Below are 22699 nucleotides of genomic sequence, written 5' to 3'. Positions count from 1 at the left end.
CCTTGGAAACGGGCCGCAAGATCGCGCTGATGATCATCGGCTGGGCCTTCGTCGGCCTAGGCATTGTCGGCGCCTTCCTGCCGGTGATGCCGACCACGCCGTTCATGCTGGTGGCGCTGTGGTGCTTCGCCAAGTCGTCGGACCGCTTCCACGCCTGGCTGTTCTATCACAAGGTGTTCGGCCCGCCCTTGCGCGACTGGGAGATCAACCGGGTGATTCCCCTTTACGCCAAGGTCATCGCGCTTTCCAGCATGGCGGTCAGCATCGTCTACGTGGTGGGGTTCACCCAGGCTCCCTGGTGGGCTATGGCGACCATGGGGGCCACCTGCACGGCGGGCGCGGTGTTCATCCTTTCCAAACCAAGCCGCAAGCCCCTTTAAGGAGCAAAGCCGCCATTGCGGTGTTGCTTTTCTTTTGCGATGATCCGCCGCCGGCCGGTTTGCACGGCAGTGACGTACGAGGAGTGTTGTGGCATGGGTAGCATGAGTATCGGTCATTGGCTCATCGTTCTGGTCATCGTGCTGCTGCTGTTCGGCGCCAACAAGATTCCGAAGCTGATGGGCGACATGGCCAAGGGCGTGAAGGCCTTCAAGCACGGCCTGAAGGACGAGGAGGAGGGCGCCGCCCAGGCCGCGCCTCAGCCGCAGCCCCAGGTGACGGAAGCCCAGGCCGCCAAGCCGGCCGCCGCCCCCGAATCCGCTCCCAAGCCCTAGTCCGGGACCCGCCGGATGTTCGACATCGGCTGGGACGAGATGGCGCTGATCGCCGTGGTCAGCCTGATCGTCATCGGACCCAAGGATCTGCCCGTGGTCCTGCGCCAGATGGGGCGCTGGACTCGCAAGGCCCGCGAGATGGCGGCCGAGTTCCACCGTGGCATGGACGACATGGTCCGCGAATCCGAACTGGACGAGCTGAAGAAGCAGGTGTCCAAGGTGTCGGATGTCAACCTGCTGCGCCAGGAAGTTGACAAGGCCATCGATCCCACCGGCGAGATGGCCAAGGCCATGGAGCTTCCCGCGCTCGACGCCAATTCCGCCGCCGAGGTGGCGCCGCCCATGCTGGCCTCGGTGACCGAGCCCGCCCCGCAAGAGATCAAGCCTGCCGAGGCGCCCGCCCGCCCGCCGGAACCCTAGAGGACGAATTTTGAGCCAGTCCCACGACGACAAGACCATGCCGTTGCTCGAGCACCTGATCGAGCTGCGCCGGCGGCTGATCTGGTCGGCCATCGCCTTCATCGTGGCGTTCGGGATCTGCTACTACTTCTCCAACGACATCTACGAGTTCCTGCTGGAGCCCTATTCCAAGGCGGCCCTGGCCAAGGGCGGCAACCGCCGCCTGATCTACACCGCGCCCACCGAGGCGTTCTTCACCTTCATGAAGGTGTCGGCCTTCGCCGGCGCCGCGCTGTGCTTTCCCGTCTGGGCGGGGCAGTTGTGGGCCTTCGTGGCGCCGGGCTTGTACAAGCACGAGAAGCAGGCCTTCCTGCCCTTCCTGGCGGCGACCCCCATCCTGTTCGCGCTGGGCGCCGCCATGGTCTATTACCTGGTGCTGCCCAACCTCTACACCTATCTGCTCGGCTTCGAGAACCTGATCGGCGGGCCCAGCACGCTGCCCATCCAGATGGAAGCCAAGGTCAACGAATCGCTGTCGTTGATCATGACCCTGATCTTCGCCTTCGGGCTGGCCTTCCAGATGCCGGTGCTGCTGACCCTGCTGGCCCGGGTCGGGCTGGTCACTGCCGAAGGACTGGCCGACAAGCGCCGCTTCGCCATCGTCGGCAATTTCGTCTTCGCCGCCGTGGTCACGCCGCCCGATGTGGTCAGCCAGCTGTCGTTGGCCATTCCCATGGTCGGCCTCTACGAGATTTCCATCATCTCCGCCCGCTGGGCCGAGAAGAAGCGGGACGAGGCCCTGGCCGACGATGGGGCCGACGACGATACGCCCCACGACGAGACCGATTTCAACGCGTAACCGGAAATTCTGCCATGCATGACCTGAAGTCCATCCGCGACAACCCCGAGGGATTCGATGCGGGCCTGAAGCGCCGGGGGCTGGAACCGCGTTCGGCCGAGCTTCTCGACCTCGATACCCGCCGACGGGCCGCCCAGACCGCCTTTCAGGAAATGCAGGCCAGGCGCAACGAGGCGTCCAAGCAGATCGGCGCCCTGAAGAAGAGCGGCGGCGACGCTCAAAGCCTGATGGACGAGGTGGCGAGCCTGAAGGAGCGCATGCCGGCCGCCGAGGAAGAGGACAAGGCGCTGGGCGCCGAGATCGAGTCCATCCTGGCCTCCATTCCCAACCTGCCGGCCGCCGACGTGCCCGACGGCCCCGACGAGGAGCACAATGTCGAGCTGCGCAAGTGGGGGACGCCCAAGAGCTTCTCCTTCACCGCCCTCGACCATGACGCCATCGGCGCCAAGCTGGGACTGATGGATTTCGACGGCGCCGCCAAGCTGTCGGGCGCCCGTTTCGTGGTGCTGAAGGGCAATCTGGCCCGGCTGCAGCGCGCCATCGGCCAGTTCATGCTCGATCTCCAGACCACCGGGCACGGCTATACCGAGATGGACCCGCCCCTGATGGTCAAGGACGGCGCGGCCTTCGGCACCGGCCAGCTCCCTAAGTTCGGCGAGGACCTGTTCAAGACCAATACCGGCCACTGGCTGATCCCCACCGCCGAGGTGCCGCTGACCAATCTGGTGGCCGACGAGATCCTCGACGACAAGGCGCTTCCCATCCGCATGACGGCGCTCACGCCCTGTTTCCGCTCAGAAGCCGGGGCGGCGGGCAAGGATACGCGCGGCATGATCCGCCAGCACCAGTTCCACAAGGTGGAAATGGTCTCCATCGCCCATCCCGACCGGTCGGACGAGGAGCACGAGCGCATGACCAAGTGCGCCGAGACCGTGCTGCAGCGTTTAGGCCTGGCCTATCGCACCATCGTGCTGTGCACCGGCGACATGGGATTCTCCGCCCAGAAGACCTACGATATCGAGGTCTGGCTGCCCGGCCAGCAGCGCTATCGCGAGATTTCGTCGTGCTCGAACTGCGGCGACTTCCAGGCACGGCGCATGAAGGCCCGCTTCCGTCCCGAGGGCGAGAAGGGCACCCGCTTCGTCCATACCCTGAACGGCTCGGGCCTCGCCGTGGGCCGTACCTTGATCGCCGTGATGGAGAACTACCAGCGCGAAGATGGCTCCATCGAGGTGCCGGAGGCGCTCCGCCCCTATATGGGCGGGCTGGAGGTCATATCTTAAGATGTTCGAGCCGGTCGCCGATCCCTCAGGCTTGCGCATCCTGATCTCCAACGATGACGGCATCAACGCGCCGGGCATCAAGGTACTGGAGCGCATCGCCCGGACCCTGTCCAAGGACGTCTGGGTGGTGGCGCCGGAAACCGAGCAGAGCGCGGCGGGCCATTCGCTGACCATCCGCCGCCCCTTGCGGGTCCGGAAGGTGTCGAGCCGCCGCTACGCCGTGGACGGCACGCCCACCGACGCGGTGCTGCTGGGCGTCAACCACGTGCTGAAGGGCAAGAAGCCCCATCTGGTGCTCTCGGGCGTCAACCGGGGCTCGAACCTGGGCGAGGACGTCACCTATTCCGGCACGGTGGCGGCGGCCATGGAAGGCACCATCTTAGGGATTCCGGCCATCGCGCTCTCCCAGTTCATCAACCATCCCCATCCGGTGAAGTGGGGGACGGCCGAGCATTGGGCGCCCCAGGTCATCCGCCGCCTGCTGGCCAAGGGGTGGAGCCGCAACGTGCTGATCAACGTCAACTTTCCCGACGTGATCGCCGCCTCGGTGACCGGCATCGAGATCACCCGCCAGGGCAAGCGCAAGATCGGCGACGAGATCATGGAGCGCAAGGACCCGCGCGGCGAGCCCTATGTCTGGATCGGCGCGCAGCGGGCCGAAGACCGCTCGACGCCGGGCACCGACATCGAGGCGGTGTGCCGGGGCGCCATCTCGATTACGCCGCTGTGCTTCGATCTGACCCACCGGGGCGACATGAAGGCGCTGGAGACGGCCTTTTGATGAAGAAGGCCGAGCCCCGCGTCATCCGCCTGCTGATGGAATTGCGGCGGATGGGGGTGACGGATACCCGCGTGCTGTCGGCCATCGAGCGCATCCCCCGCGATCTCTTCGTCGCGGAGCCCTTCCTCGACCAGGCCTACGAGAACACGGCGCTGCCCATCGCCTGCGCCCAGACCATCAGCCAGCCTTTGGTGGTCGGCCTGATGAGCCAGGCGCTGGAGGTGGGCGAGCGCATGAAGGTGCTGGAGGTCGGCACCGGGTCGGGCTATCAGGCGGCGATCCTGGCCAAGCTGTGCCGCCGGCTCTATTCGGTGGAGCGCCACAAGCCGCTGCTGGCCGAGGCGGAGGCGCGCTTCAAGCATCTTCGCCTGCACAACATCACCTGTCGGGCCGGCGACGGCTCGCGCGGCTGGCCGGAGCAGGCGCCCTTCGACCGCATCATGGTCACCGCCGCCGCTCCCGACATTCCCCCCGCTTTGGTCGACCAGCTGAAGCCCGACGGCATCATGGTGCTGCCCTTGGGCGACGTGGGCGGCATCGACCAGGAACTGGTGCGCATCACCAGGACCGATCGCGGCATCGACATCCAGCCCTTCCTGCCGGTGCGCTTCGTGCCGCTGGTCGAGGGCATGCCCGAGGAATGAGGGGGGATGCGGGCGGGACGCCCGCGCTCCGAGCCGATGCCCTTCGTGGAGCGCGGGCGTCCCGCCCGCATCCCTACGGCATGATTGCCGGTCGCGCTTGGCGTGCTTATAGTGCGGTTATGAGGCAAGCGCCACATCATCTGGTTTCGGTCATGATCCTCGCCGCCCTGTTGGCGGCGTGCTCGCCCAGCTATGATTCGAAGGTGCCGGTATCGCGCGGCCCCGATGGCCCGCTGCAGGTGCAGCGGCCGGCGGCCGTCACCGTCTATGCGGGCGACACCGTCTATTCCATCGCCCGGCGTTATTCCCTGACGGTCCGCGACCTGATCGAGGCCAACAACCTGCAGCCGCCCTACCAGTTGCAGCCCGGCACGGTGCTGCGCCTGCCCGGCGGCGGTTCCGATTACGTGGTGCAGCGGGGCGACACCCTGTCGGTGCTGGCCCGGCGCTTCAAGGTGGATTTCAATTCGCTCGCCGCCACCAACGGCAAGCGGGCTCCCTATGTCCTGCATGTGGGCGAGCGGCTGACCATCCCCGGGGCCAAGGGCAGCGCGCCCGCCGCGCCGCAGCCTCCGGCCCAGGGCGGCAACATCGTGGTGGCCTCGCCCCATGCGCCGGGGGGAGGAGGGGGCAAGCCTTCCGCCGCCACCGCCACCGCCCGGCCCGAGGACCATCCCCCCGCCTATGCCCGCGCCCCGTCCCAGCCTGCGCCGTCCGTCGCCTCGCTGCCGGCGGCGCCACCGGCCCGCGCCGGGTCCAGCTTCCTGTGGCCGGTCAAGGGCGAGGTGGTGGCCGAGTTCGGCCCGCTGCCCGGCAAGGGACAGCACAATGACGGCATCAACATCGTCGCCGCCAAGGGCACGGCGGTGCGCGCCGCCGAGAACGGCGTGGTGGCTTATGTGGGCAACGAGCTGAAGGGCTTCGGCAACCTGTTGCTGATCAAGCACGCCGACAATTGGATGACCGCCTACGCCCATAACGAAAAACTGCTGGTCAAGCGCGGCGACCAGGTCAAGCGTGGCCAGACCATCGCGACACTAGGGGCCAGCGGATCGGTCACCTCGCCGCAATTGCATTTCGAGATCCGCCGGGGAACCGAGGCGGTCAATCCCGTCGATTATCTGCAAGATAAGGTCGCATCGGCGCCAAAAGTGTATCACGTTGCTATGAATGCGTATTGACCCCGCCCCGTGAACGGACCACCCTGATTCCATAAATGAATGACCGTTCGTATAGGGCGGCGTGAGGGTGGCTTCCAAGGAGGGACGCATGGCGAGCGACAGCGATGCGGCGTCGAAGAATCGTGACCGGCTGAGGTTCCTGCGCCTGGACGACAAGGCTGTTTCGGCCATCAAGGCGGTCCGCCCCCTGGTCGAGGGCAGCCTGCCCGCCATCGCCGATTCCTTCTATTCCCATCTGATGGAATGGCCGAACCTGCAGTCGCTGTTGGGCGGCGGCGCCAGGATCGGGCATCTGAAACAGACGCAGCAGGCCCATTGGAGCGCCCTGTTTTCCGGGCGTTTCGACGAGGATTACTTCCTGCGCGCCGTGGCCATCGGCGCCACCCATGAACGCATCGGCCTGGAGATCAACTGGTACCTGGGCGGTTATTGCTTCGTGCTGGAGAAGCTGATCGCCGAACTGCACGGCAAGTGCGACAAGGCCCGCTTCCCCGAGGCGGTCGGAGCCGTGCTGCGCGCCGCCTTCCTGGACATGGACCTAGCCATCTCGACCTATATCGAGCATGGCGAGGCCGGCAAGATGAAGCGCGAGATGCTGGCGCTCTCCGATACGGTCGACCGCGAGGTGGCGCTGACCGTCGGCGACATCGAGAAGCAGGTGAAGCGGCTGATCGAAGGGGCCCGGGAACTGACCGGGGTGGCCACCGAGCTCAAATCCATGGCCGAGGCGGTGGCCGAGGCGGTCAGCGTGACCAGCGACAATGTCCAGTCGGTAGCCGGCGCCACCGAGGCGCTGGAGGAGACTTCGCGGCAGATTTCCGCCAAGGTTCACGGCACTTCGCGCCTGACCGACGCCGCCCAGCACAAGATGGAAACCGCCGCCGCCACCGTGGACGGATTAAAGGACGCCACGGGCCGCATCCGCGACGTGGTGCGCCTGATCCAGTCCATCGCCGGCCAGACCCGCATGCTGGCCTTGAACGCCACCATCGAGGCGGCCAGGGCCGGCGAGATGGGCAAGGGCTTCGCCGTGGTGGCCGACGAGGTCAAGCGGCTGGCCAAGCTGACCGAGGACGGCATCCGCGGCGTCAACGCCCAGGCTCACGCCATCGGCCAGGCCACCGACGAGACGGTGGCCATGGTCGAGGAGGTGACGGCGTCCATCCAGGACATCAACACCATCGCCCAGGAAGTGAACCACGCCAGCGAGATGCAGCTCTCAGCCACCGCCGACATCAAGGGCAATGCCGGCCAGGCCGCCGACCATACCGGCACCGTCCACGGCCATGCCCAGTCGGTGCTGATGCAGGCGGAACGTACCGGCATCACCGCCCAGCGGGTCAACGAACTGTCCATGGTGGTCAACCGCGACGTCGGCGACCTGCAGCGCCGCCTCGGCATCATCTTGCGCTCGTCGGCGGCGGGCGACCGTCGCGCCGTGCCGCGCGTCGCCCTGGGTCTGGCCTTCTCGGGGCGGATCGGGCCGCGGGAGATCAAGGGCCATACCGGCGATCTCGCCAGCAAGGGCGTGGTGCTGGCCGGACTCAACGATCCGTCATTGGTGGGCCAAGGCGGAACCCTGGACCTGGAAGGGATCGGCTCGCTCGGCTGCGACGCGGTGGGGGCCAGCGTGCTGGGCCTGCACGTGCGCTTCCGCGAGGTTCCTCCGGAAGCCCTGGCCGCCATCGCCGCCGCCCAAGCGAAGGCGCGGGCCGAGGAACGCCTCTATATCGAACTGGTCCAGGGCGTCGCCAGTGGCGTCATCGGGGCGTTCGAGGCCGCGCTGAAATCGGGCGAGATCACCGAGGCCGACATGTTCGACACCCATTACGAACCCATCCCCGACACTTCGCCGCAGCAGTTCATGGCGTGTCATACGGGGCTGACCGACCGGGTGGTCCATCAGTTCACCGAGACGGTGCTGGACAAGGACCCGCGCATCGTCATCTGCTGCGTCGCCGACCGCAACGGCTATATCGGCACCCACAACAAGAAGTACTCCCAGCCGCAAAAGCCGGGGGAAACCGTCTGGAACGCCGGCAATTCCCGCAACCGCCGCATCTTCGACGACCGCGCCGGCCTGGTGGCGGCGCGCAACGTCCAGCCCTATTTCGTCCAGACCTATCCCCGCGACATGGGCGGCGGCAATTTCGTGGTGCTGAAGGAATTCGACAGCCCCATCGCCATCCGGGGCAAGCACTGGGGCGCGGTGCGTCTCGCCATCAAGCCGTAGGCGGGATGCGGGCGTCCCGCCCGCACCTACACGCTCTTCCCCAGTCGCCCCGCCAGATCCTGGATGAACTGCCACGCCACGCGGCCCGAGCGCGAGCCGCGCGTCACCGACCATTCGTTGGCCTGGGCGTGCAGTTCCTCGGTGGAGATGGGCAGGCCGTAATGGGCGACATAGCCCTCGACGATGGCGAAGAAGGTGTCCTGGCCCACGTGGTGGAAGCCCAGCCACAGGCCGAAGCGGTCGGACAGCGACACCTTTTCTTCCACCGCCTCGCCGGGATTGATGGCCGTCGAACGCTCGTTGTCGATCATGTCGCGGGCCATCAGGTGGCGGCGGTTGGAGGTGGCGTAGAACACCACGTTGGAAGGCCGGCCCTCTATGCCGCCGTCCAGGACCGCCTTCAGCGACTTGTAGGCGTCGTCCTGCTGGTCGAAGGACAGGTCGTCGCAGAACAGCACGGCGCGCCGCCTGCTGTCCTTCAACAGGCGCAGGCAGCGGGGCAGGGACGGGATGTCCTCGCGGTGGATTTCCACCAGCAGCAGGGTGCCGGGCCTCTCGGCATTGATGGTTGCGTGCACCGCCTTGACCAGTGAGCTCTTGCCGGTGCCGCGCGCTCCCCACAGCAGGGCGTTGTTGGCCGAATACCCTTCCGCGAAGCGCCTTGTGTTGTCCATCAGCTGCTCGCGCTGGCGCTCGATGCCCTGCAACAGCTCGATGTCAACCCGATTGACATTGGGCACCGGCTCCAGCCGGTCGGGGTCGGCATGCCAGACATAGGCGTCGGCGGCCGACAGGTCCGGCGTGGCGAAAGGCGGGGGCGAGAGGCGCTCCAGGGCCTCGGCGATACGGTTCAGGGCCTTGACGGCGTCGGCGTAGGGCATGGCGGCGATCCCTTGAGGATGAAGGCGCGGATGGTAGCAGCTTCGCCCTTTGGGGCAAGCAAATCGGCTTATCGGCCACTTGGCGTTTGCATCCCGGCGATAGGCGGCTATATTCCCGCTGCATTCAACGCTGCATTGGACAATGCGCGACTTCCCGAGGAGACAGTGATGTTCGTGTCGCCCGCTTATGCCCAAGCCGCCGCCGGTGGCGGTTCCATGGGAGCCCTGGAACAGTTTCTGCCTCTGATTCTGATCTTCGTGGTGTTCTATTTCCTGCTGATCCGTCCGCAGCAGAAGAAGATGAAGCAGCACAAGGAGATGCTGGGCCAGCTTCGCCGTGGCGACCGCGTCGTCACCGCCGGCGGCATTCTCGGCACCGTCAACAAGCTGATCAACGACACCGAAGTGTCGGTGGAGATCGCCGAGGGCGTGCGGGTCCGCTGCCTGCGCTCGACCATCACCGAGGTGGTGTCCAAGACCGAGCCGGTCGCCGGCGACAAGGCCAAGGACGAGAAGCCCGAAGCCGAGCCGGCCGCCGAAAAGGCCGACAAGTAGACCTTCGTCTCCCTTCCAAGCAGCACAGGCCGGGACATGCTCCACTATCCTCGTTGGAAGCTCGCAATGGTGGCGGTGATCGCCATCCTGGGCATCGTCTTCGTCTTCCCCAACCTGCTGACGCGTGAGCAGGCCGACCGGCTGCCCCATTGGCTGCAGCCGGTCAGCCTGGGTCTCGACCTGCAGGGCGGCTCGTACCTGCTGCTGGAGGTGGACACCGGCTACGTGGTCCGCGAACAGCTGACCTCGCTGGTGGAAACCGTGCGCACCACGCTGCGCAAGGAAAAGATCAAGTACTCGGACCTGGGCGCCAAGGGCGACCTGGTCAACGTGCGGATCATCGACGCCGAGGACCGCGCCAGGGCGCGTGAACTGCTGCGCAAGCTCGACCCCGACGCCGCGCTCGACGCCAAGGACGACGGCTCCATGGTGCTGAAGTACTCGGAGCAGGCGGTCAAGGCGCGCAAGCTGTCGGCGGTGGACCAGTCGCTGGAGATCGTGCGCCGCCGCATCGACGAACTGGGCACCCGCGAGCCCTCGATCCAGCGCCAGGGCGAGGACCGCATCGTCGTCCAGCTGCCCGGCGTCAAGGATCCCGACCGCATCAAGGCCCTGCTGGGCAAGACCGCCAAGCTGACCTTCCACCTGCTCGACGATTCCACCTCCGCCGAGGAAGCGGGACGGGGCAGGGTGCCGCCCGGCTCCATGCTGCTGCCGTCCGCCGAGAAGGAGCGGGGCATGCCGGAATCCTACGTGGTCAGGAAGCGCGTCGAGGTGGGCGGCGACATGCTGACCGATTCCAAGGCCACCTACTCCGAGGGCCGCCCGGTGGTCAGCTTCCGCTTCAACGCCGCCGGCGGCAAGAAATTCGGCGACGCCACGCGTGAAAACGCCGGCAAGTTCCTGGCCATCGTCCTCGACGAGAAGGTGATCAGCGCGCCGCGCATCAACGAGCCCATCCTGGGCGGTTCGGGCATCATCTCGGGCAGCTTCACCGTGCAGCAGGCGCAGGATCTGTCGCTGCTGCTGCGTGCTGGCGCCCTGCCGGCGCCGCTGCAGGTTCTCGAGGAGCGCACCGTCGGCCCCGATCTGGGCGCCGATTCCATCCAGGCCGGCACCGTCGCCAGCGGCGTCGGCCTGCTGGCGGTGGCTTTCTTCATGGTGGTGATCTACGGCGTCCTGGGCGTGCTGGCCAACGTGGCCCTGGTGTTCAATCTGATCCTGCTGATGGCGCTGCTGTCGGCCCTGGGCGCGACGCTGACGCTTCCCGGTATCGCCGGCATCGTGCTGACCATGGGCATGGCGGTGGACGCCAACGTCCTGATCTACGAGCGCACGCGCGAGGAGCAGCGCCGCGGCCGCTCCATCCTGTCGGCGGTGCAGCACGGTTTCGACCGGGCGCATGCCACCATCTTCGACGCCAACTTCACCCACATGATCGCGGCCCTGCTGCTGTACATCTTCGGTACCGGCCCCATTCGCGGTTTCGCCGTGACGCTGGGCATCGGTATCATGACGTCGCAGTTCACCGCCGTGAACATTACCCGGTTGATGGTCGCCATCTGGATCGCCGTCCGGCGTCCCAAGGCCCTGCCGCTCTAGAGGAATCGAGGATAATCGAGCGATGAACTTCTATTCCCGCTGGGTCGCCACCAAGAAGCCGAATTACGACTTCATCCGTCTGCGCTTCTTCGCCTTCGGCATCACCGCCCTGCTGATCCTGGGCTCGTTCGCGTCCATCCTCGTCAAGGGGTTCAATTACGGCATCGACTTCGCCGGCGGCATCCTGATCGAGGCCCACACCACCGGGGGCGAGGCGGACCTGCACCACATGCGCGGCACGCTGGAAGCCCTGAGGCTGGGCGAGGTGTCGCTGCAGGGCTTCGGCAACACCGGCCGCGACGTGATGATCCGCGTGCAGAAGCAGGCGGGCGACGAGAAGGCCCAGATGGCGGCGCTCGGCAAGGTCAAGGAGGCGCTGGGCGCCGGCTACGAGTACAAGCGGGTCGAGATCGTCGGCCCCAAGGTCGGCGAGGAACTGAAGCGCGACGGCGTGCTGGCCGTGGCCCTGGCGGTGCTGGCCATCGCCGCCTATGTCTGGTTCCGCTTCGAGTGGCAGTTCGGCGTCGGTGCGCTGATCGCCATCTTCCACGACGTGATCACCACCTTCGGCCTATTCTCCATTTCGGGCCTGGAATTCAACCTGACCTCGGTGGCGGCCATCCTCACCATCGCCGGCTATTCCATCAACGAGACGGTGGTGGAATACGACCGCGTGCGCGAAAACCTGCGCAAGTACAAGACCATGCCGCTCTACGACCTGTTGAACCTGTCGGTCAACGAGACCCTGGCGCGCACCATCCTGACGGTGTCCACCGTTTCCATCAGCGTGCTGGCCCTCTTGATCCTGGGCGGCGAGGTGCTGCGCGGCTTCTCCATCGCCATGCTGTGGGGCCTGATCATCGGCACCTTCTCGTCCATCTACGTTTCCATGCCGGTGCTGGTCTACTTCAACCTGCGCACCGGCAAGGAGACCGAGGAAGCCGAGACGGCCGAGGGCGGACCGGCCGCCGCGCCGTAAGTCCCTTCCATGGACATCACGCCCCTCATTCCGTCCGGCCGGCAGATCGTCAAGGGATACGGCGATGGTGGCTTCACCATCTCCGGCATCCGCTGGGAGGGTTCGGTCCTGGTGCTGCCCGACCGCACCCAATCCTGGGGGGTGACCGAGCTGTCCCAGGTCACCGAGGAAAGCCTGTCGCCGATCTTGAACTTGGCCGAGCGGCCGAGGCTGCTGCTGCTGGGCTGCGGCCAGCGCATGGCGCTGGTTCCCGCCGCCCTGCGCATGGCCTTGCGCCAGGCGGGGATCACCCTGGAACTGATGGATACCGGCGGGGCGTGCCGCACCTACAACGTGCTGGTGTCCGAGGAACGCTCGGTGGCCGCCGCGCTGATCGCGGTCTAGCGATTACTCCCCGGGGGGAATGGTCGGCAGGGTGAAGCGGAAGGTGGCTCCTCCGCCGGGCGAGGGCTCGACCCAGATCCGGCCGCCGTGACGCTCGACGATACGCTTGCAGATGGCCAGGCCGATGCCGGTGCCTTCGTCTTCCTCCCGGCCGTGAAGCTTCTGGAAGATGGTGAAGATGCGCTCGGCGTATTGTGGCTCGATGCCGATGCCGTCATCCCTGACCCAGAAGGTCCATCCTCCCGAGACCTCGTCGATTTCGGCCCCCACGTCCACGGCGGAGGGGTGGTCGGGACGGTGATACTTCACCGCGTTGGCGATCAGGTTCTCGAACAGGGTGACCATCTGTTCCCGATCGGCGGTCAGGGTCGGCAGATCCCCCACGTGGAGGGTGGCGCCGTAGCGCCCGATTTCCCCCGCCAGCAGGTTTCCCGCCTCGGCCGCCACGGAATTCATGTCCACCGGGACGAAGATGTTGCCGCGGCTGCGGATTTGCGAATAGGCCAAGAGGTCCAGCAATTGCTGCTGCATGCGCTTGGTGCCGGCCACGGTGTAGTCGATGAACTCGTTGGCCTCGACGTCGAGCCGGTTGCGATAGCGGTGCTGAAGCAGCTGGACGAAGCTGGTGATGCTGCGCAGCGGCTCCTGCAGGTCGTGGGCGGCCACGTGGGTGAACTGTTCCAGGTCGGCGTTGGCGACGGCCAGCTGGCGCGCCTTTTCCTCGGCAGCGGCCTGGGTGATCCGCAGATGGCGGGTCCGTTCCGCCACTTGCTCCTCCAGGACATGGCTTTGCCGTTCCAGGCTGGCGGCCAGCAGCCGGCGCGAATATTCCCGCCGGTCCGATAATGTGGCCAGCCAGAACAGCGCCGCCGACAAGGTGATCACCACGGCGGCGACCCAGGCCGCCTCGCGATGGAACTCGGCAAAGGCGGTTGCCTGGGTCACGCCGATGGTGGCGACCACCGGATAGCGCTCCAGGGTTCCATAGCTGACGATCTTGGCGTTGCCGTCGGTGACCGATACGAAGCGCACGACGCCGGACGGCGCCTGTGGCAGATATTTCTGGAACAGGGGGCTCATGGCGGTGGAGCGTCCAAGGGACGTCTCCGGCTCGGGCAGCCTTGCCAGGAAGATGCCGTCCCGCCGGATGACCGAGATGCCCCCCGGTTCCTCGATCAGCAACTTTTCCAGGACCTCGACCAGAAACATGGGATCGAAGGCGGCGGACACCACGCCCTTGAACCGTCCTTCGGTATCGACGATGGCGCGCGACAGCGGGATGGTGGGGTGGTTGTCGATGCGGCTGAGGACCGGAACGCCGATATTAAGCGTGTTGCTCCGGGGATTGCCGACATGGTCCTGGAAGTGCTCGCGATCCGAGATATCCACGGGAAAGTTCAGAATTCCGTTCGCCTGGAGGATGATGCCGGAATTCTTGCCGTCCTGGCCGAAAACCACCATTTGCCGGATTTCGGGAAAGGCGCCGAGCCGGCTTTGGAACCACTGGACGAGGCTGGGGTCCGGCCACCGTGCCGGGTCGACGCGCTGGCTGGCTTCCAGCAGCAGATTGTCGATGCTGCGCAGGCTGGTGTCGACCTGATGCTCCAGGGTCCGGGTCAGGGCGGTCAGCAGGCGTTCGGCATTGCTGTTGGCCCGGTTCCAGGCGGCCTTGAGGTGGATGGCGGCGATCACCACCAGCACGGTGATCAGCGCCAGGGCCCAGCGCCGGGCAATGGTGCTCGGCCGCAACGACGGAGTTGCGGAAGCCTCGGTTCCGGTAACCATGCCAGGCCGTTCACTGCCCAAGATGAGAGATGCCCCCTGTTTCGGACCGAATGTCCGATTGCATATCCCAACCCCGAATTTCGTCTAGCACCTTTCCGGCCGGGAAAGTAGTGGGGAAATGAAAAACCCCCCTCCCGAAGGGGAGGGGGGCTTCAAAATCCAGTCTCAGCCCAGATTGGCTTCGACGAAGTCCCAGTTCACCAGATTGTCCAGGAAGCACTGGACGAAGTCGGGGCGGCGGTTCTGCCAGTCCAGGTAATAGGCGTGCTCCCACACGTCGACGGTCAGCAGCGCCTTCTGGCCGTGGGCCATGGGCAGGTCGGCGTTGGCGGTCTTGGTGATTTTCAGCTTGCCGCCATCCAGAACCAGCCAGGCCCAGCCCGAACCGAACTGGCCCACGGCGGCGGCCTTGAAGTCTTCCTTGAACTTGTCGAAGCCGCCCAGATCGGACTCGATCCTGGCCAGCAGCTTCGCACCCGGCTTGCCGCCGCCGCCCTTCTTCATGCAGTTCCAGAAGAAGGTGTGGTTCCACACCTGGGCGGCATTGTTGAAGATGCCCTGCTTGGCCGGCAGATCGGCGGCGGCCACCTTGATCACCTCTTCCAGGGACTTGGACGCCAGATCGGTGTCCTTGGTCAGGTTGTTGAGGTTGGTCACATAGGCGGCGTGATGCTTGCCGTGATGGAACTCGAAGGTGCGGGCGGAAATGTGGGGCTCCAGCGCGTCGATGGCGAAGGGGAGCGGCGGAAGCTCAAAAGCCATAATTCACCTCTATGTCGTCAAAGGGTTCCGAACCGAATTGGAAATCGTCTAAACGATGAGCCAAAGATAGGAACTCCGGGGATGATTGTGAAGCACCTTTGTCGGCTATTGCCGATTCAAAAGGTCAGGCCCGGACGCGCCAGCGCCAACCGCGCGGCGGCAAGGCCGCTGCAGATGGCGGCCTCTATGGTACAGGGCCAGGGCGAGGCAATCCAGTCGCCGGCGAGAAAAACCCGATCAAGGCCGGTGACCGGACCGGGGCGGGCGACGATGGTCAACGGGTCGTGGGCCAGGGTGGCCCGCTTTTCCTTCATGATGCGGTAGGGCGGCGGCGCGATGGGCGGCATTCCCAGCGCCCGGCGGATTTCGTCCCACAGGCGGTCGGCGATGGATTCGTTGTCGAGGTCCACCAGCGCGCCGGCCACCGACACCGTCACCGACAAGACGTCGCCACGGGCGAACAGCCAGTGGCCGGAGGCATGCACCAGGCCGAGGAAATGGCTGCCATGGGGCAGTTCCACCGGCTGGGCGCAGCGGAAATGGGCGTTGACGATGGGGCGCGTCGGCATGGCGGCGGGGGTCGAACCGGGCAGCAGGGTCTCCACCGCCCAGGGCGGCAGGGCCAGGACCACACGGTCGGCGGCGTTCAGGCGCACCTCGGCGTCGTCGAAGACCAGGGCGTCGGGCCGAAGCGCCTTTAATCGGCGGCGGAAATGGGTCTCGGCCCCGAACAGCGCCAGCGTCGCCAGGGCCGGCGCCACCAGGGCGGCGGACAGGCCGGCGGGAAAGGTCCAGGGGACCAGGGCGTCCGAGCCGCCCAGCAGCGCCTTGCGCATGGTCCAGGCGAACATGCGGGCCGACGCCTCGTCGGGCGCGGTGTTCATGATCGCCTCGCACATGGGCAGCCACAGGCGGGTAAAGGAGGGAGTCCGCCCCAGGCGGCTGGCCACCGTCTCGGCCTTGCCGGTCCAGGGCAGGCCGAGCGCCTTGAAGATCTCGCCTAGCCCGGCGGGCAGGCGCTTGGGGCTGACCGTCCACGACTTGCCGGTGAGCAGGTCGACGAAGGGAAAGGCCGGCGGCGCCGCCACCATGGCCTCGATGCCGCCGGTGGCCCGCGCATAGGCCAGCGCGGTGCGGTTGGCGCCCAGGACCAGATGGCTGCCGTTGTCGATCACCCGGCCCAGCCGCTCGTCCAGGAACGAGCGGCAGCGCCCGCCGGCATGGCCCGCCGCCTCGTGCAGCACCACGCGCGTGCCGGCCTTGGCGGCGGCTACTCCTGCGGCGAGCCCGGCGAGGCCGGCGCCCACCACATGCAGGGTGCCTTGCGACGTCACGCCGTCAACCCGCGCCAAAGCCCGACCAGGAACACCCCGGCATAGTCGAGCTTGCTGAGCTTGACCCGTTCGGCCAGGGGATCGCCCCGGCGAAGCTTGGCCGACAATTGCTCGGCCACCCGCACGGTGACGGCGCATTGCAGCCGCATGCGCAGATCCTTGACCATGCCGGGCAGCGGCCGGGCCAGTTCGATCAGCCCGTCGGTGGCGTCCAGCATGCGGTCGAGCACCTGGCGCAGCTCACGCGGGCTGAAGCCGCCTTCCAGCACCTGGATGGTCAGCCCCTGGGCCTGCAGCCAGTCGCGGGGAATGTAGACGCGGCGCAATTCGCGGTAATCCTTGCCGCAATCCTGCAGGTGGTTCAGCACCTGCAGCGCCGCGCAGAGCGCGTCGGACGGCGCGAAGGTGTCGTGGGATTCGCCGTGCAGATCCAGCAGGAAGCGACCGACCGGCGCAGCCGAATAGCGGCAATAGCTCATCAGGTCGGCCCAATCCTCGCAGTAATCGCGCACGGAATCGCGGCGGAAGGCGTGGAGGAGCTGCGAGGCGTGCTCGATCATCGCGCTCTCGCCGTTGACCGCCCGGCGGTAATCCTCGGCCAGCGCCAGGGCCGGGCCGGTCTCGGTTCCGTGCAGGCCGCGGTCGAGCGCGTCGAGCCCGGCCACCTTCTCCTCGGGCGTGAGACTGGGCGAATCCGCCACGTCGTCCGCATGCCGGGCAAAATGGTAATAGGCCATGATGGTGGCCCGCTTGTGCTTGGGCAGCAGCAGCGAGGCCACCGGGAAATTTTCCTGGCCGGCGGTCTTGCTGGCGGCGGGGAGGGGGGCGGCGGCGGCGCGGGACAAGGGAGTTCGGCCTTCCAATTGGAGCGCGGGGCGGGACGGGCTATATATGCCACGCCCCATGAGCCGGCTCCAGTTGAAACGAGGTCCCATGTCCGCCCCGATCCCTCCGTCCTCAGGCCTGTCCCATGCCGCCTCGCTCGTCTCCAGGTTCGATCGCGACCGCTTCGCCACCGCGCTGTTCGCGCCCCTGGAGCAGCGGGAAGCGCTGATGCTGCTCTACGCCTTCAACGTGGAAATCGCCCTGGTTCTGGAAAGCGTGCGCGAGCCCATGGCCGGCATGATCCGGTTGCAATGGTGGCAGGACACCCTGATCGCCGGATTGGATGGCGGAACCTGCGACAATCATCCCGTGGCCCGGCCCTTGTGCGCGCTGATCCGGGACCGGAACCTGCCGCTCGAGGCGTTCGACGATTTGATCTCGGCGCGGCGCGACGATCTGGAAGGGATGGCGCCTGCCGATCTGGCGGCGGCCGAACGTCAGGCCGAGCGCAGTTCGGCGGCGCTCACCGCTCTGGCGCTGGCGGTCCTGGGGGACAAAACCGAGGATTCCCGCCGGCTTGGGCGCCATGTGGGCATCGCCTGGGGGCTGGTCGGCAACCTGCGGGCCTTGGGTCATCATCTGTCAATCGGCAAGTTGACGCTACCCGAGGACCTGCTGTGCGCCGCCGGCACCAGCGGTGAGGCGGTGAGGGAAGGTGCGGCGTCAACCGACTCGTTGACGCAGGTCGCCCGCATCCTCGGCGGCCAGGCCCGCCATCATCTGTCCGAGGCCCGCCGTCTCCGTGCGACGCGCAGCGGCCTGCCGGCGGTTCTTCCGGCGATCCTCGCCGACGGCTATCTGCAAGTCATTGAAAAGGCAGGGTGGAATCCCTTCGACAGCCGGGTGTCCCAGTCCCGGCCGCGCCCGATCCGCCTGATGCTGGCCCATTTGACGGGGCGTATCTGAGTATTATTGCGAAATGGCAATGATAACATTGCGGAAGCGCAACTTTAAAATTGCCTTAACGCAATGAAATCCATCAGATGGCTAGGATTGGGCAAATATAGTGCGGATCGCCGGCGGTATCTACTCTATTTCGTCGTGCCCCGCTGCGGCCCGGCCATCAGGGCCGCATCGCCGCCGGCGGCGGCGGTATTGACCGACAGGCAGCGTTCCACCCCATAGCGGATCAGGGTATTGGGACCGCCGGCCTTGGACCCGGTGCCCGACAGACCCAAGCCGCCGAAGGGCTGCGAGCCCACCACCGCGCCGATCATGGTGCGGTTGACGTAGATGTTGCCGATGCGGGCGCGGGCCACCACCTGGGCGATGGTGGCGTCGATGCGCGAATGGATGCCGAGCGTCAGGCCGTAAGACGTGGCCGCCACCGCGTCGAGCACCTTGTCCAGGTGCCCGGCCTCCCAGGGGATGACGTGCAGGATGGGGCCGAACACCTCGTCCTTCAGCAGGTCCAGGGATTCCAGCTCGTAGGCCATGGGAGCGAAGAAGGTGCCGTTGTGGCAGGCGGCGGGAAGCTGCGCCGTGGCGATGGCCCGCCCCGAGTGGCGCAGGCGTCCGCCATGGGCCATCAGCCGCTGGCGGGCGGCCTCGTCGATCACCGGGCCGACATCGGTGGCGAGCAAAGCGGGATCACCCAGGGACAGCTCGGCCATGGCGCCCTTCAGCAGCGGCTCGATGCGGCTCCAGGCCTCGCGCTGGATGAAGGCGACGCGCAGCGCCGAGCAGCGCTGTCCCGCCGAGCGGAAGGCGCTTTCCAGGCAATCGGCCACTACCTGCTCGGACAGGGCCGAGGAATCGACGATCATGGCGTTGAGCCCGCCGGTCTCGGCGATCAGGGGGGCCAGCGGCCCGTCCAGGGCGGCGCGCAGGCGGTTGATGTGGCGCGCCGTGGCGGTGGACCCGGTAAAGCTGATGCCGTCCACCAGGGGGCTGGAGACCAGCGCCTCGCCGATGGCGGGGCCGCCCGGGACCAGATGCAGCGCCTGGGGCGGCACGCCGGCGGCGTGGAGCAGGCGCACCATTGCCGCCGCCATCAGCGGGGTCTGCGGCGCCGGCTTGGCCACCACGGCGTTGCCGGCGGCCAAAGCGGCCGCCACCTGTCCCGTGAAGATGGCCAGCGGGAAGTTCCAGGGCGAGACGCAGGCGAACACGCCGCGCCCGCCCAGCATCAGCTCGTTGCTTTCCCCCACCGGGCCGGGCAGCCGCAGGGGCTGGCCGAAGCGCGAACGGGCCTCGGCGGCGTAGAAGCGCAGAAAATCCACCGCCTCGCGCACCTCGGACAGGGCGTCCGGGATGGTCTTGCCCGCCTCGCGGATGGCCAGCGCCATGAAATGCGGCCTCTCCGCCTCGAGACGGTCGGCGGCGTTTTCCAGCACGGCGGCGCGGCGCTCGCCGCCCAGGTCGTCCCAGGCGGGGAAGGCGGCGCGGGCAGCGATCAGCGCCGCCTCGACCTCGGCCGGATTGGCGTCCACCACCTCGCCGACCACGCGGCGATGGTCGGAGGGGTCGAGCACCGGCCGGGCGTTGCCCGAATCCGTCTCGGTTCCGCCGATGATGGGAGAAGCCCGCTCGGTGGTCGAGGCGGCGGCCAGGGCGACGTTCAACTCGGCCAGCACCGCGGCGGACGACAGGTCCAGGCCGCCGGAATTGCGCCGCTGGGGCGCGAACAGGGCGGCGGGCTCGGCCACGTTTTGCGGATTGAGGCGCCCCAGGGCCGCCAGCGGGTCGGCGGCGACCACATGGGCGGGAATCTCCTCGTCGGCCAGACGGCTGACGAAGGAGGAATTGGCGCCGTTTTCCAAGAGGCGGCGGACCAGATAAGGCAGCAGTTCCTGGTGCGAGCCCACGGGTGCATAGGTGCGGCAGGCGAAGTCCGGGGCCAGCTGGGCGTAGAGCGCCTCGCCCATGCCGTGCAGGCGCTGGAACTCCCAGTCCCCGGCCCCGCCGGTCATCTCGACGATGGCGGCGGCGGTGTGCGCGTTGTGGGTGGCGAATTGCGGGTAGAACAGTTCGGGCCGCGCCAGCAGGTCGGCGGCGCAGGCGAGGTACGAGACGTCGGTGGCCTCCTTGGCGGTGAACACCGGAAAGCCGTCCAGGCCGCGCTCCTGGGCGCGCTTGATCTCTCCGTCCCAATAGGCGCCCTTGACCAGCCGGATCATCAGCCGCCGTCCGCGTCGCTCGGCCAGGGCGCCGGCCCAGGCGATCACCGGCCGCGCCCGCTTCTGATAGGCCTGGATCGCCATGCCGAAGCCGTTCCAGCCGTCCAGGGTGGCATCGGCCAGCACCGCCTCGATCACGTCCAGCGAGATCTCCAGCCGGTCGGCCTCCTCGGCGTCGACGGTCAGCCCGATGCCGGCGTCGCGCGCCCGGTGGCAAAGCCCGGCGAGACGGGGGACCAGTTCCTCCATCACCCGGCGGCGCTGGGCCATCTCGAAGCGGGGATGCAGCGCCGAAAGCTTGACCGAGATGCCCGGCCCGGCCAGGGGGCCGGTGCCCCTGGCGGCGCGGCCCAGGGCGTCGATGGCCTCGCCGTAGGCACGAACGTAGTTGAGCGCCGTCTCGTCGGAACGCGCCGCCTCGCCCAGCATGTCGAAGGAATGGCGGTAGCCCTTGGCCTCCCACGGGCGGGCGTGGTCCAGGGCCTCGGCGATGGTGCGCCCCATGACGAACTGGCGGCCCATCAGCCCCATGGCGCGTCGCAGCGCCTGGCGCACCACCGCTTCGCCCAGACGCCCGGCGACCCTGCCCAGGACGACCTTGCCGTCCTCCTCCAGATGCAGCAGGCGGTCGCCCAGCATCAGCGCCCAGGTCGACGCGTTGACGAACAGCGACGGCGAACGCCCGAGATGGCCGTCCCAATCGGCCGAGCCGATCTTGTCCTTGATCAGCAGATCCGCCGTCAGGTCGTCGGGAATGCGCAGCAGCGCCTCGGCCAGGCACATCAGCACCACGCCTTCGCGGGTGGACAGCCGGTATTCGTTGAGAAAGCCGTCCAGGCCCAGGGAATGCCGGGCGCCGCGCGCGCCCTCAACCAGCTTGACGGCGCGGTTGACGATACGGCGGCGCGCCTCGTCCTCCAGGGGAATGGCGGCGGCCAGTCCCGACACCAGGTCGGCCTCGCTCCGCCCGGCGGCCAGATGGATGGCCTGGCGCTGGGCATCCGGGGCGGGAAGGGGCTGGTCGAGGATCATGATGGCGGCTAGTCGTCGCGGGTCGACAGGCCGACCGCCATGTAGACCGGGCACCAGCCCAAGGCCGCCGAGACCAGCGGCACGATGCCGATCCAGCCCCACGGCCCGATCAGGTCGGCCATGGCCATCCCGATCATGGCCAGTCCGACCGCGACGCGGATCAGGCGGTCCTTGCCTCCCATGTTGGCGTCCATCACACGGCCTCGACGGCGCAGGCCAGATTCATCTCGCCGGCGGTGTTGGCGACGGTGGTGAGGCAGGCCTCGGCGCGGGTGGGAATGCAGACCGAGAAGCGGGTGACGTAGATTCCCTGTTCCGGCAGCCTTTGGGCGTCCATGCGCACGATATTGGCCTGGAACTCGCCGAACACCTCGGACAGGCGGGCCACCAGGCCGGGGCGGTCGCCGCCCGACACCACCACGCGGTGGGTGATGGTCCCGGCCGGGCCGTGGGCGGCGTCCAGCTCGAAGGAGCGGACGGAGATGCGTGCGCCGGCCAGCAGGGGCAGGCGGGAAAGGTCGCTTTCCACCTCCTCGGCCGACACCGAGGCCGGCAGGTCGCAGACCGAGGTGAACTCGGCGCCGCTGCCCAGCATGGCGAAGCTGGTGTCTCCCAGATCGGCGCCCAGGTCGAAAAGCCGCCCGGTGATGGCGGCCACCAGCCCGGTGCGGTCGGAACAGAATACGGAAACGAGCACGGTTGCCATGGGAGCCTCTCGCAAGGGTCGCAAACGCCTGAATTCCCTATCATGCGTCAGGTTCTGACATTTGTTAACCCCGAGACATGGGGTTATAATCGACGTGTAAATCGCGGGGGACGCATGCGCGGGTTGGTGTTGGCCTTGTTGGTGGGATCGGTGACCGGCGTCGCGGCCTGGGTCTGGTGGCCCCGCGGCTATGGCATCAATCCCCAGGACGCACGGCAGGTGGCTCTCGGCTACGACCTGTACAACCTGCATTGCGCCTCGTGCCACGGCCACGACCTCAAGGGCGAGGCCGAGTGGCAGACCAGGAAGCCCACCGGCGAGCTTCCCGCTCCGCCCCACGACGCTTCCGGCCATACCTGGCACCATCCCGAGGACCAGCTGTTCGCCATCATCAAGCATGGCATGGCCCGTTTCGCGCCGCCCGGCTACAAGACGGCCATGCCCAGCTTCGTCGGCACCCTGTCGGACACCGAGATCAAGGCGGTGCTGTCCTACATCGAATCCACCTGGCCCGCCGACATCCAGGAACGCCGCGCCGCCATGCTGAAGCGTTGATAGCGGCTACCGGCGGGGGCGGCTTGA

The 22699-nt window shown here is 67.2% G+C and carries 23 protein-coding genes; 15 read left to right on the top strand and 8 right to left on the bottom strand.

From position 1 onward, the window contains the following. Window positions 1-2 precede the first annotated feature (2 nt). From XM1_RS15125 to XM1_RS15085, 9 genes are all read left to right on the top strand, one after another. Window positions 3-380, top strand: a complete 378-nt coding sequence (locus XM1_RS15125; protein ID WP_231920535.1) for a YbaN family protein — start codon at window positions 3-5, stop codon at window positions 378-380. Between the two features lie 93 nt (window positions 381-473). Then, complete coding sequence (locus XM1_RS15120) at window positions 474-713, top strand: twin-arginine translocase TatA/TatE family subunit (RefSeq protein WP_068434884.1); 240 nt, start codon at window positions 474-476, stop codon at window positions 711-713. Between the two features lie 15 nt (window positions 714-728). After that, window positions 729-1133 (top strand): Sec-independent protein translocase protein TatB, encoded by a 405-nt coding sequence (gene tatB / locus XM1_RS15115; protein WP_068434882.1) that lies wholly within the window; start codon window positions 729-731, stop codon window positions 1131-1133. A 10-nt stretch (window positions 1134-1143) separates the two neighbouring features. Continuing rightward, window positions 1144-1971 (top strand): twin-arginine translocase subunit TatC, encoded by an 828-nt coding sequence (gene tatC / locus XM1_RS15110; RefSeq protein WP_082700544.1) that lies wholly within the window; start codon window positions 1144-1146, stop codon window positions 1969-1971. A 14-nt stretch (window positions 1972-1985) separates the two neighbouring features. After that, window positions 1986-3254, top strand: a complete 1269-nt coding sequence (serS, locus tag XM1_RS15105) for a serine--tRNA ligase (protein ID WP_068434881.1) — start codon at window positions 1986-1988, stop codon at window positions 3252-3254. A gap of 1 nt (window position 3255) precedes the next feature. After that, window positions 3256-4035: a 5'/3'-nucleotidase SurE gene (gene surE, locus XM1_RS15100; RefSeq protein ID WP_068434877.1), complete on the top strand. Its 780-nt coding sequence runs from the start codon at window positions 3256-3258 to the stop codon at window positions 4033-4035. Continuing rightward, window positions 4035-4679, top strand: a complete 645-nt coding sequence (locus XM1_RS15095) for a protein-L-isoaspartate(D-aspartate) O-methyltransferase (RefSeq protein WP_068434875.1) — start codon at window positions 4035-4037, stop codon at window positions 4677-4679. The genes surE and XM1_RS15095 overlap by 1 nt, the downstream gene beginning before the upstream one ends. Window positions 4680-4831: 152 nt before the next feature. After that, window positions 4832-5860 (top strand): peptidoglycan DD-metalloendopeptidase family protein, encoded by a 1029-nt coding sequence (locus XM1_RS25235; RefSeq protein ID WP_304439405.1) that lies wholly within the window; start codon window positions 4832-4834, stop codon window positions 5858-5860. Window positions 5861-5948: 88 nt separating this feature from the next. Next, complete coding sequence (locus XM1_RS15085; protein WP_068434873.1) at window positions 5949-8093, top strand: globin-coupled sensor protein; 2145 nt, start codon at window positions 5949-5951, stop codon at window positions 8091-8093. Between the two features lie 26 nt (window positions 8094-8119). Here XM1_RS15085 and XM1_RS15080 read toward each other — a convergent pair whose 3' ends face one another. Continuing rightward, window positions 8120-8974, bottom strand: a complete 855-nt coding sequence (locus XM1_RS15080; RefSeq protein WP_068434872.1) for an ATP-binding protein — start codon at window positions 8972-8974, stop codon at window positions 8120-8122. A 168-nt stretch (window positions 8975-9142) separates the two neighbouring features. Between XM1_RS15080 and yajC the strand changes: the two genes are divergently transcribed. Genes yajC through XM1_RS15060 form a run of 4 tightly spaced genes read left to right on the top strand, consistent with a single transcriptional unit; the run spans window position 9143 to window position 12494 of the window. Beyond that, window positions 9143-9529, top strand: a complete 387-nt coding sequence (gene yajC, locus XM1_RS15075) for a preprotein translocase subunit YajC (RefSeq protein WP_068434870.1) — start codon at window positions 9143-9145, stop codon at window positions 9527-9529. Between the two features lie 36 nt (window positions 9530-9565). Then, window positions 9566-11131 (top strand): protein translocase subunit SecD, encoded by a 1566-nt coding sequence (gene secD, locus XM1_RS15070; protein ID WP_068434868.1) that lies wholly within the window; start codon window positions 9566-9568, stop codon window positions 11129-11131. 22 nt (window positions 11132-11153) lie between these two features. Beyond that, window positions 11154-12110, top strand: a complete 957-nt coding sequence (secF, locus tag XM1_RS15065) for a protein translocase subunit SecF (protein WP_068434866.1) — start codon at window positions 11154-11156, stop codon at window positions 12108-12110. A 9-nt stretch (window positions 12111-12119) separates the two neighbouring features. Continuing rightward, the gene (locus tag XM1_RS15060) at window positions 12120-12494 is read left to right on the top strand and encodes an Mth938-like domain-containing protein (protein WP_068434864.1); all 375 of its coding nucleotides are present in this window, start codon (window positions 12120-12122) and stop codon (window positions 12492-12494) included. A 3-nt stretch (window positions 12495-12497) separates the two neighbouring features. On the opposite strand, the gene XM1_RS15055 is transcribed toward XM1_RS15060, so the two are convergent. From XM1_RS15055 to hpnC, 4 genes are all read right to left on the bottom strand, one after another. Continuing rightward, window positions 12498-14279 carry a sensor histidine kinase gene (locus XM1_RS15055; protein ID WP_082700543.1) on the bottom strand — a complete coding sequence of 594 codons (1782 nt, stop codon included), beginning with the start codon at window positions 14277-14279 and terminating at the stop codon, window positions 12498-12500. Between the two features lie 165 nt (window positions 14280-14444). Beyond that, entirely contained in the window at window positions 14445-15041 is a 597-nt protein-coding gene (locus tag XM1_RS15050) for a superoxide dismutase (protein WP_068434860.1), read from the bottom strand. A 116-nt stretch (window positions 15042-15157) separates the two neighbouring features. Continuing rightward, on the bottom strand, window positions 15158-16375 hold the full coding sequence (locus XM1_RS15045; protein WP_068434858.1) for an FAD-dependent oxidoreductase: 1218 nt from the start codon (window positions 16373-16375) through the stop codon (window positions 15158-15160). Then, window positions 16372-17220: a squalene synthase HpnC gene (gene hpnC / locus XM1_RS15040; RefSeq protein WP_068434856.1), complete on the bottom strand. Its 849-nt coding sequence runs from the start codon at window positions 17218-17220 to the stop codon at window positions 16372-16374. Before hpnC ends, XM1_RS15045 begins: the two co-directional genes overlap by 4 nt. An 88-nt stretch (window positions 17221-17308) precedes the next feature. Here hpnC and XM1_RS15035 point away from each other — a divergent pair, with 88 nt between their 5' ends. After that, on the top strand, window positions 17309-18166 hold the full coding sequence (locus XM1_RS15035; RefSeq protein WP_068434854.1) for a squalene/phytoene synthase family protein: 858 nt from the start codon (window positions 17309-17311) through the stop codon (window positions 18164-18166). Between the two features lie 125 nt (window positions 18167-18291). Here XM1_RS15035 and putA read toward each other — a convergent pair whose 3' ends face one another. The 3 genes from putA to XM1_RS15020 are packed head-to-tail and all read right to left on the bottom strand — an operon-like array spanning window position 18292 to window position 22117. Then, window positions 18292-21411, bottom strand: a complete 3120-nt coding sequence (putA, locus tag XM1_RS15030) for a bifunctional proline dehydrogenase/L-glutamate gamma-semialdehyde dehydrogenase PutA (RefSeq protein ID WP_068434853.1) — start codon at window positions 21409-21411, stop codon at window positions 18292-18294. An 8-nt stretch (window positions 21412-21419) separates the two neighbouring features. Next, entirely contained in the window at window positions 21420-21605 is a 186-nt protein-coding gene (locus tag XM1_RS15025; protein ID WP_068434852.1) for a DUF2892 domain-containing protein, read from the bottom strand. Next, entirely contained in the window at window positions 21605-22117 is a 513-nt protein-coding gene (locus tag XM1_RS15020) for a glycine cleavage system protein R (RefSeq protein ID WP_068434850.1), read from the bottom strand. The genes XM1_RS15025 and XM1_RS15020 overlap by 1 nt, the downstream gene beginning before the upstream one ends. Before the next feature lie 114 nt (window positions 22118-22231). Between XM1_RS15020 and XM1_RS15015 the strand changes: the two genes are divergently transcribed. Beyond that, complete coding sequence (locus tag XM1_RS15015) at window positions 22232-22672, top strand: cytochrome c (RefSeq protein WP_068434848.1); 441 nt, start codon at window positions 22232-22234, stop codon at window positions 22670-22672. Window positions 22673-22699 lie beyond the last annotated feature (27 nt).

It is taken from the genome of Magnetospirillum sp. XM-1 (genome assembly GCF_001511835.1).
In the GTDB taxonomy this organism is placed as follows: Bacteria; Pseudomonadota; Alphaproteobacteria; order Rhodospirillales; family Magnetospirillaceae; genus Phaeospirillum.
Note: the sequence above shows the minus strand (reverse complement) of the source record. Positions and strands in the feature narration are given on the sequence as shown.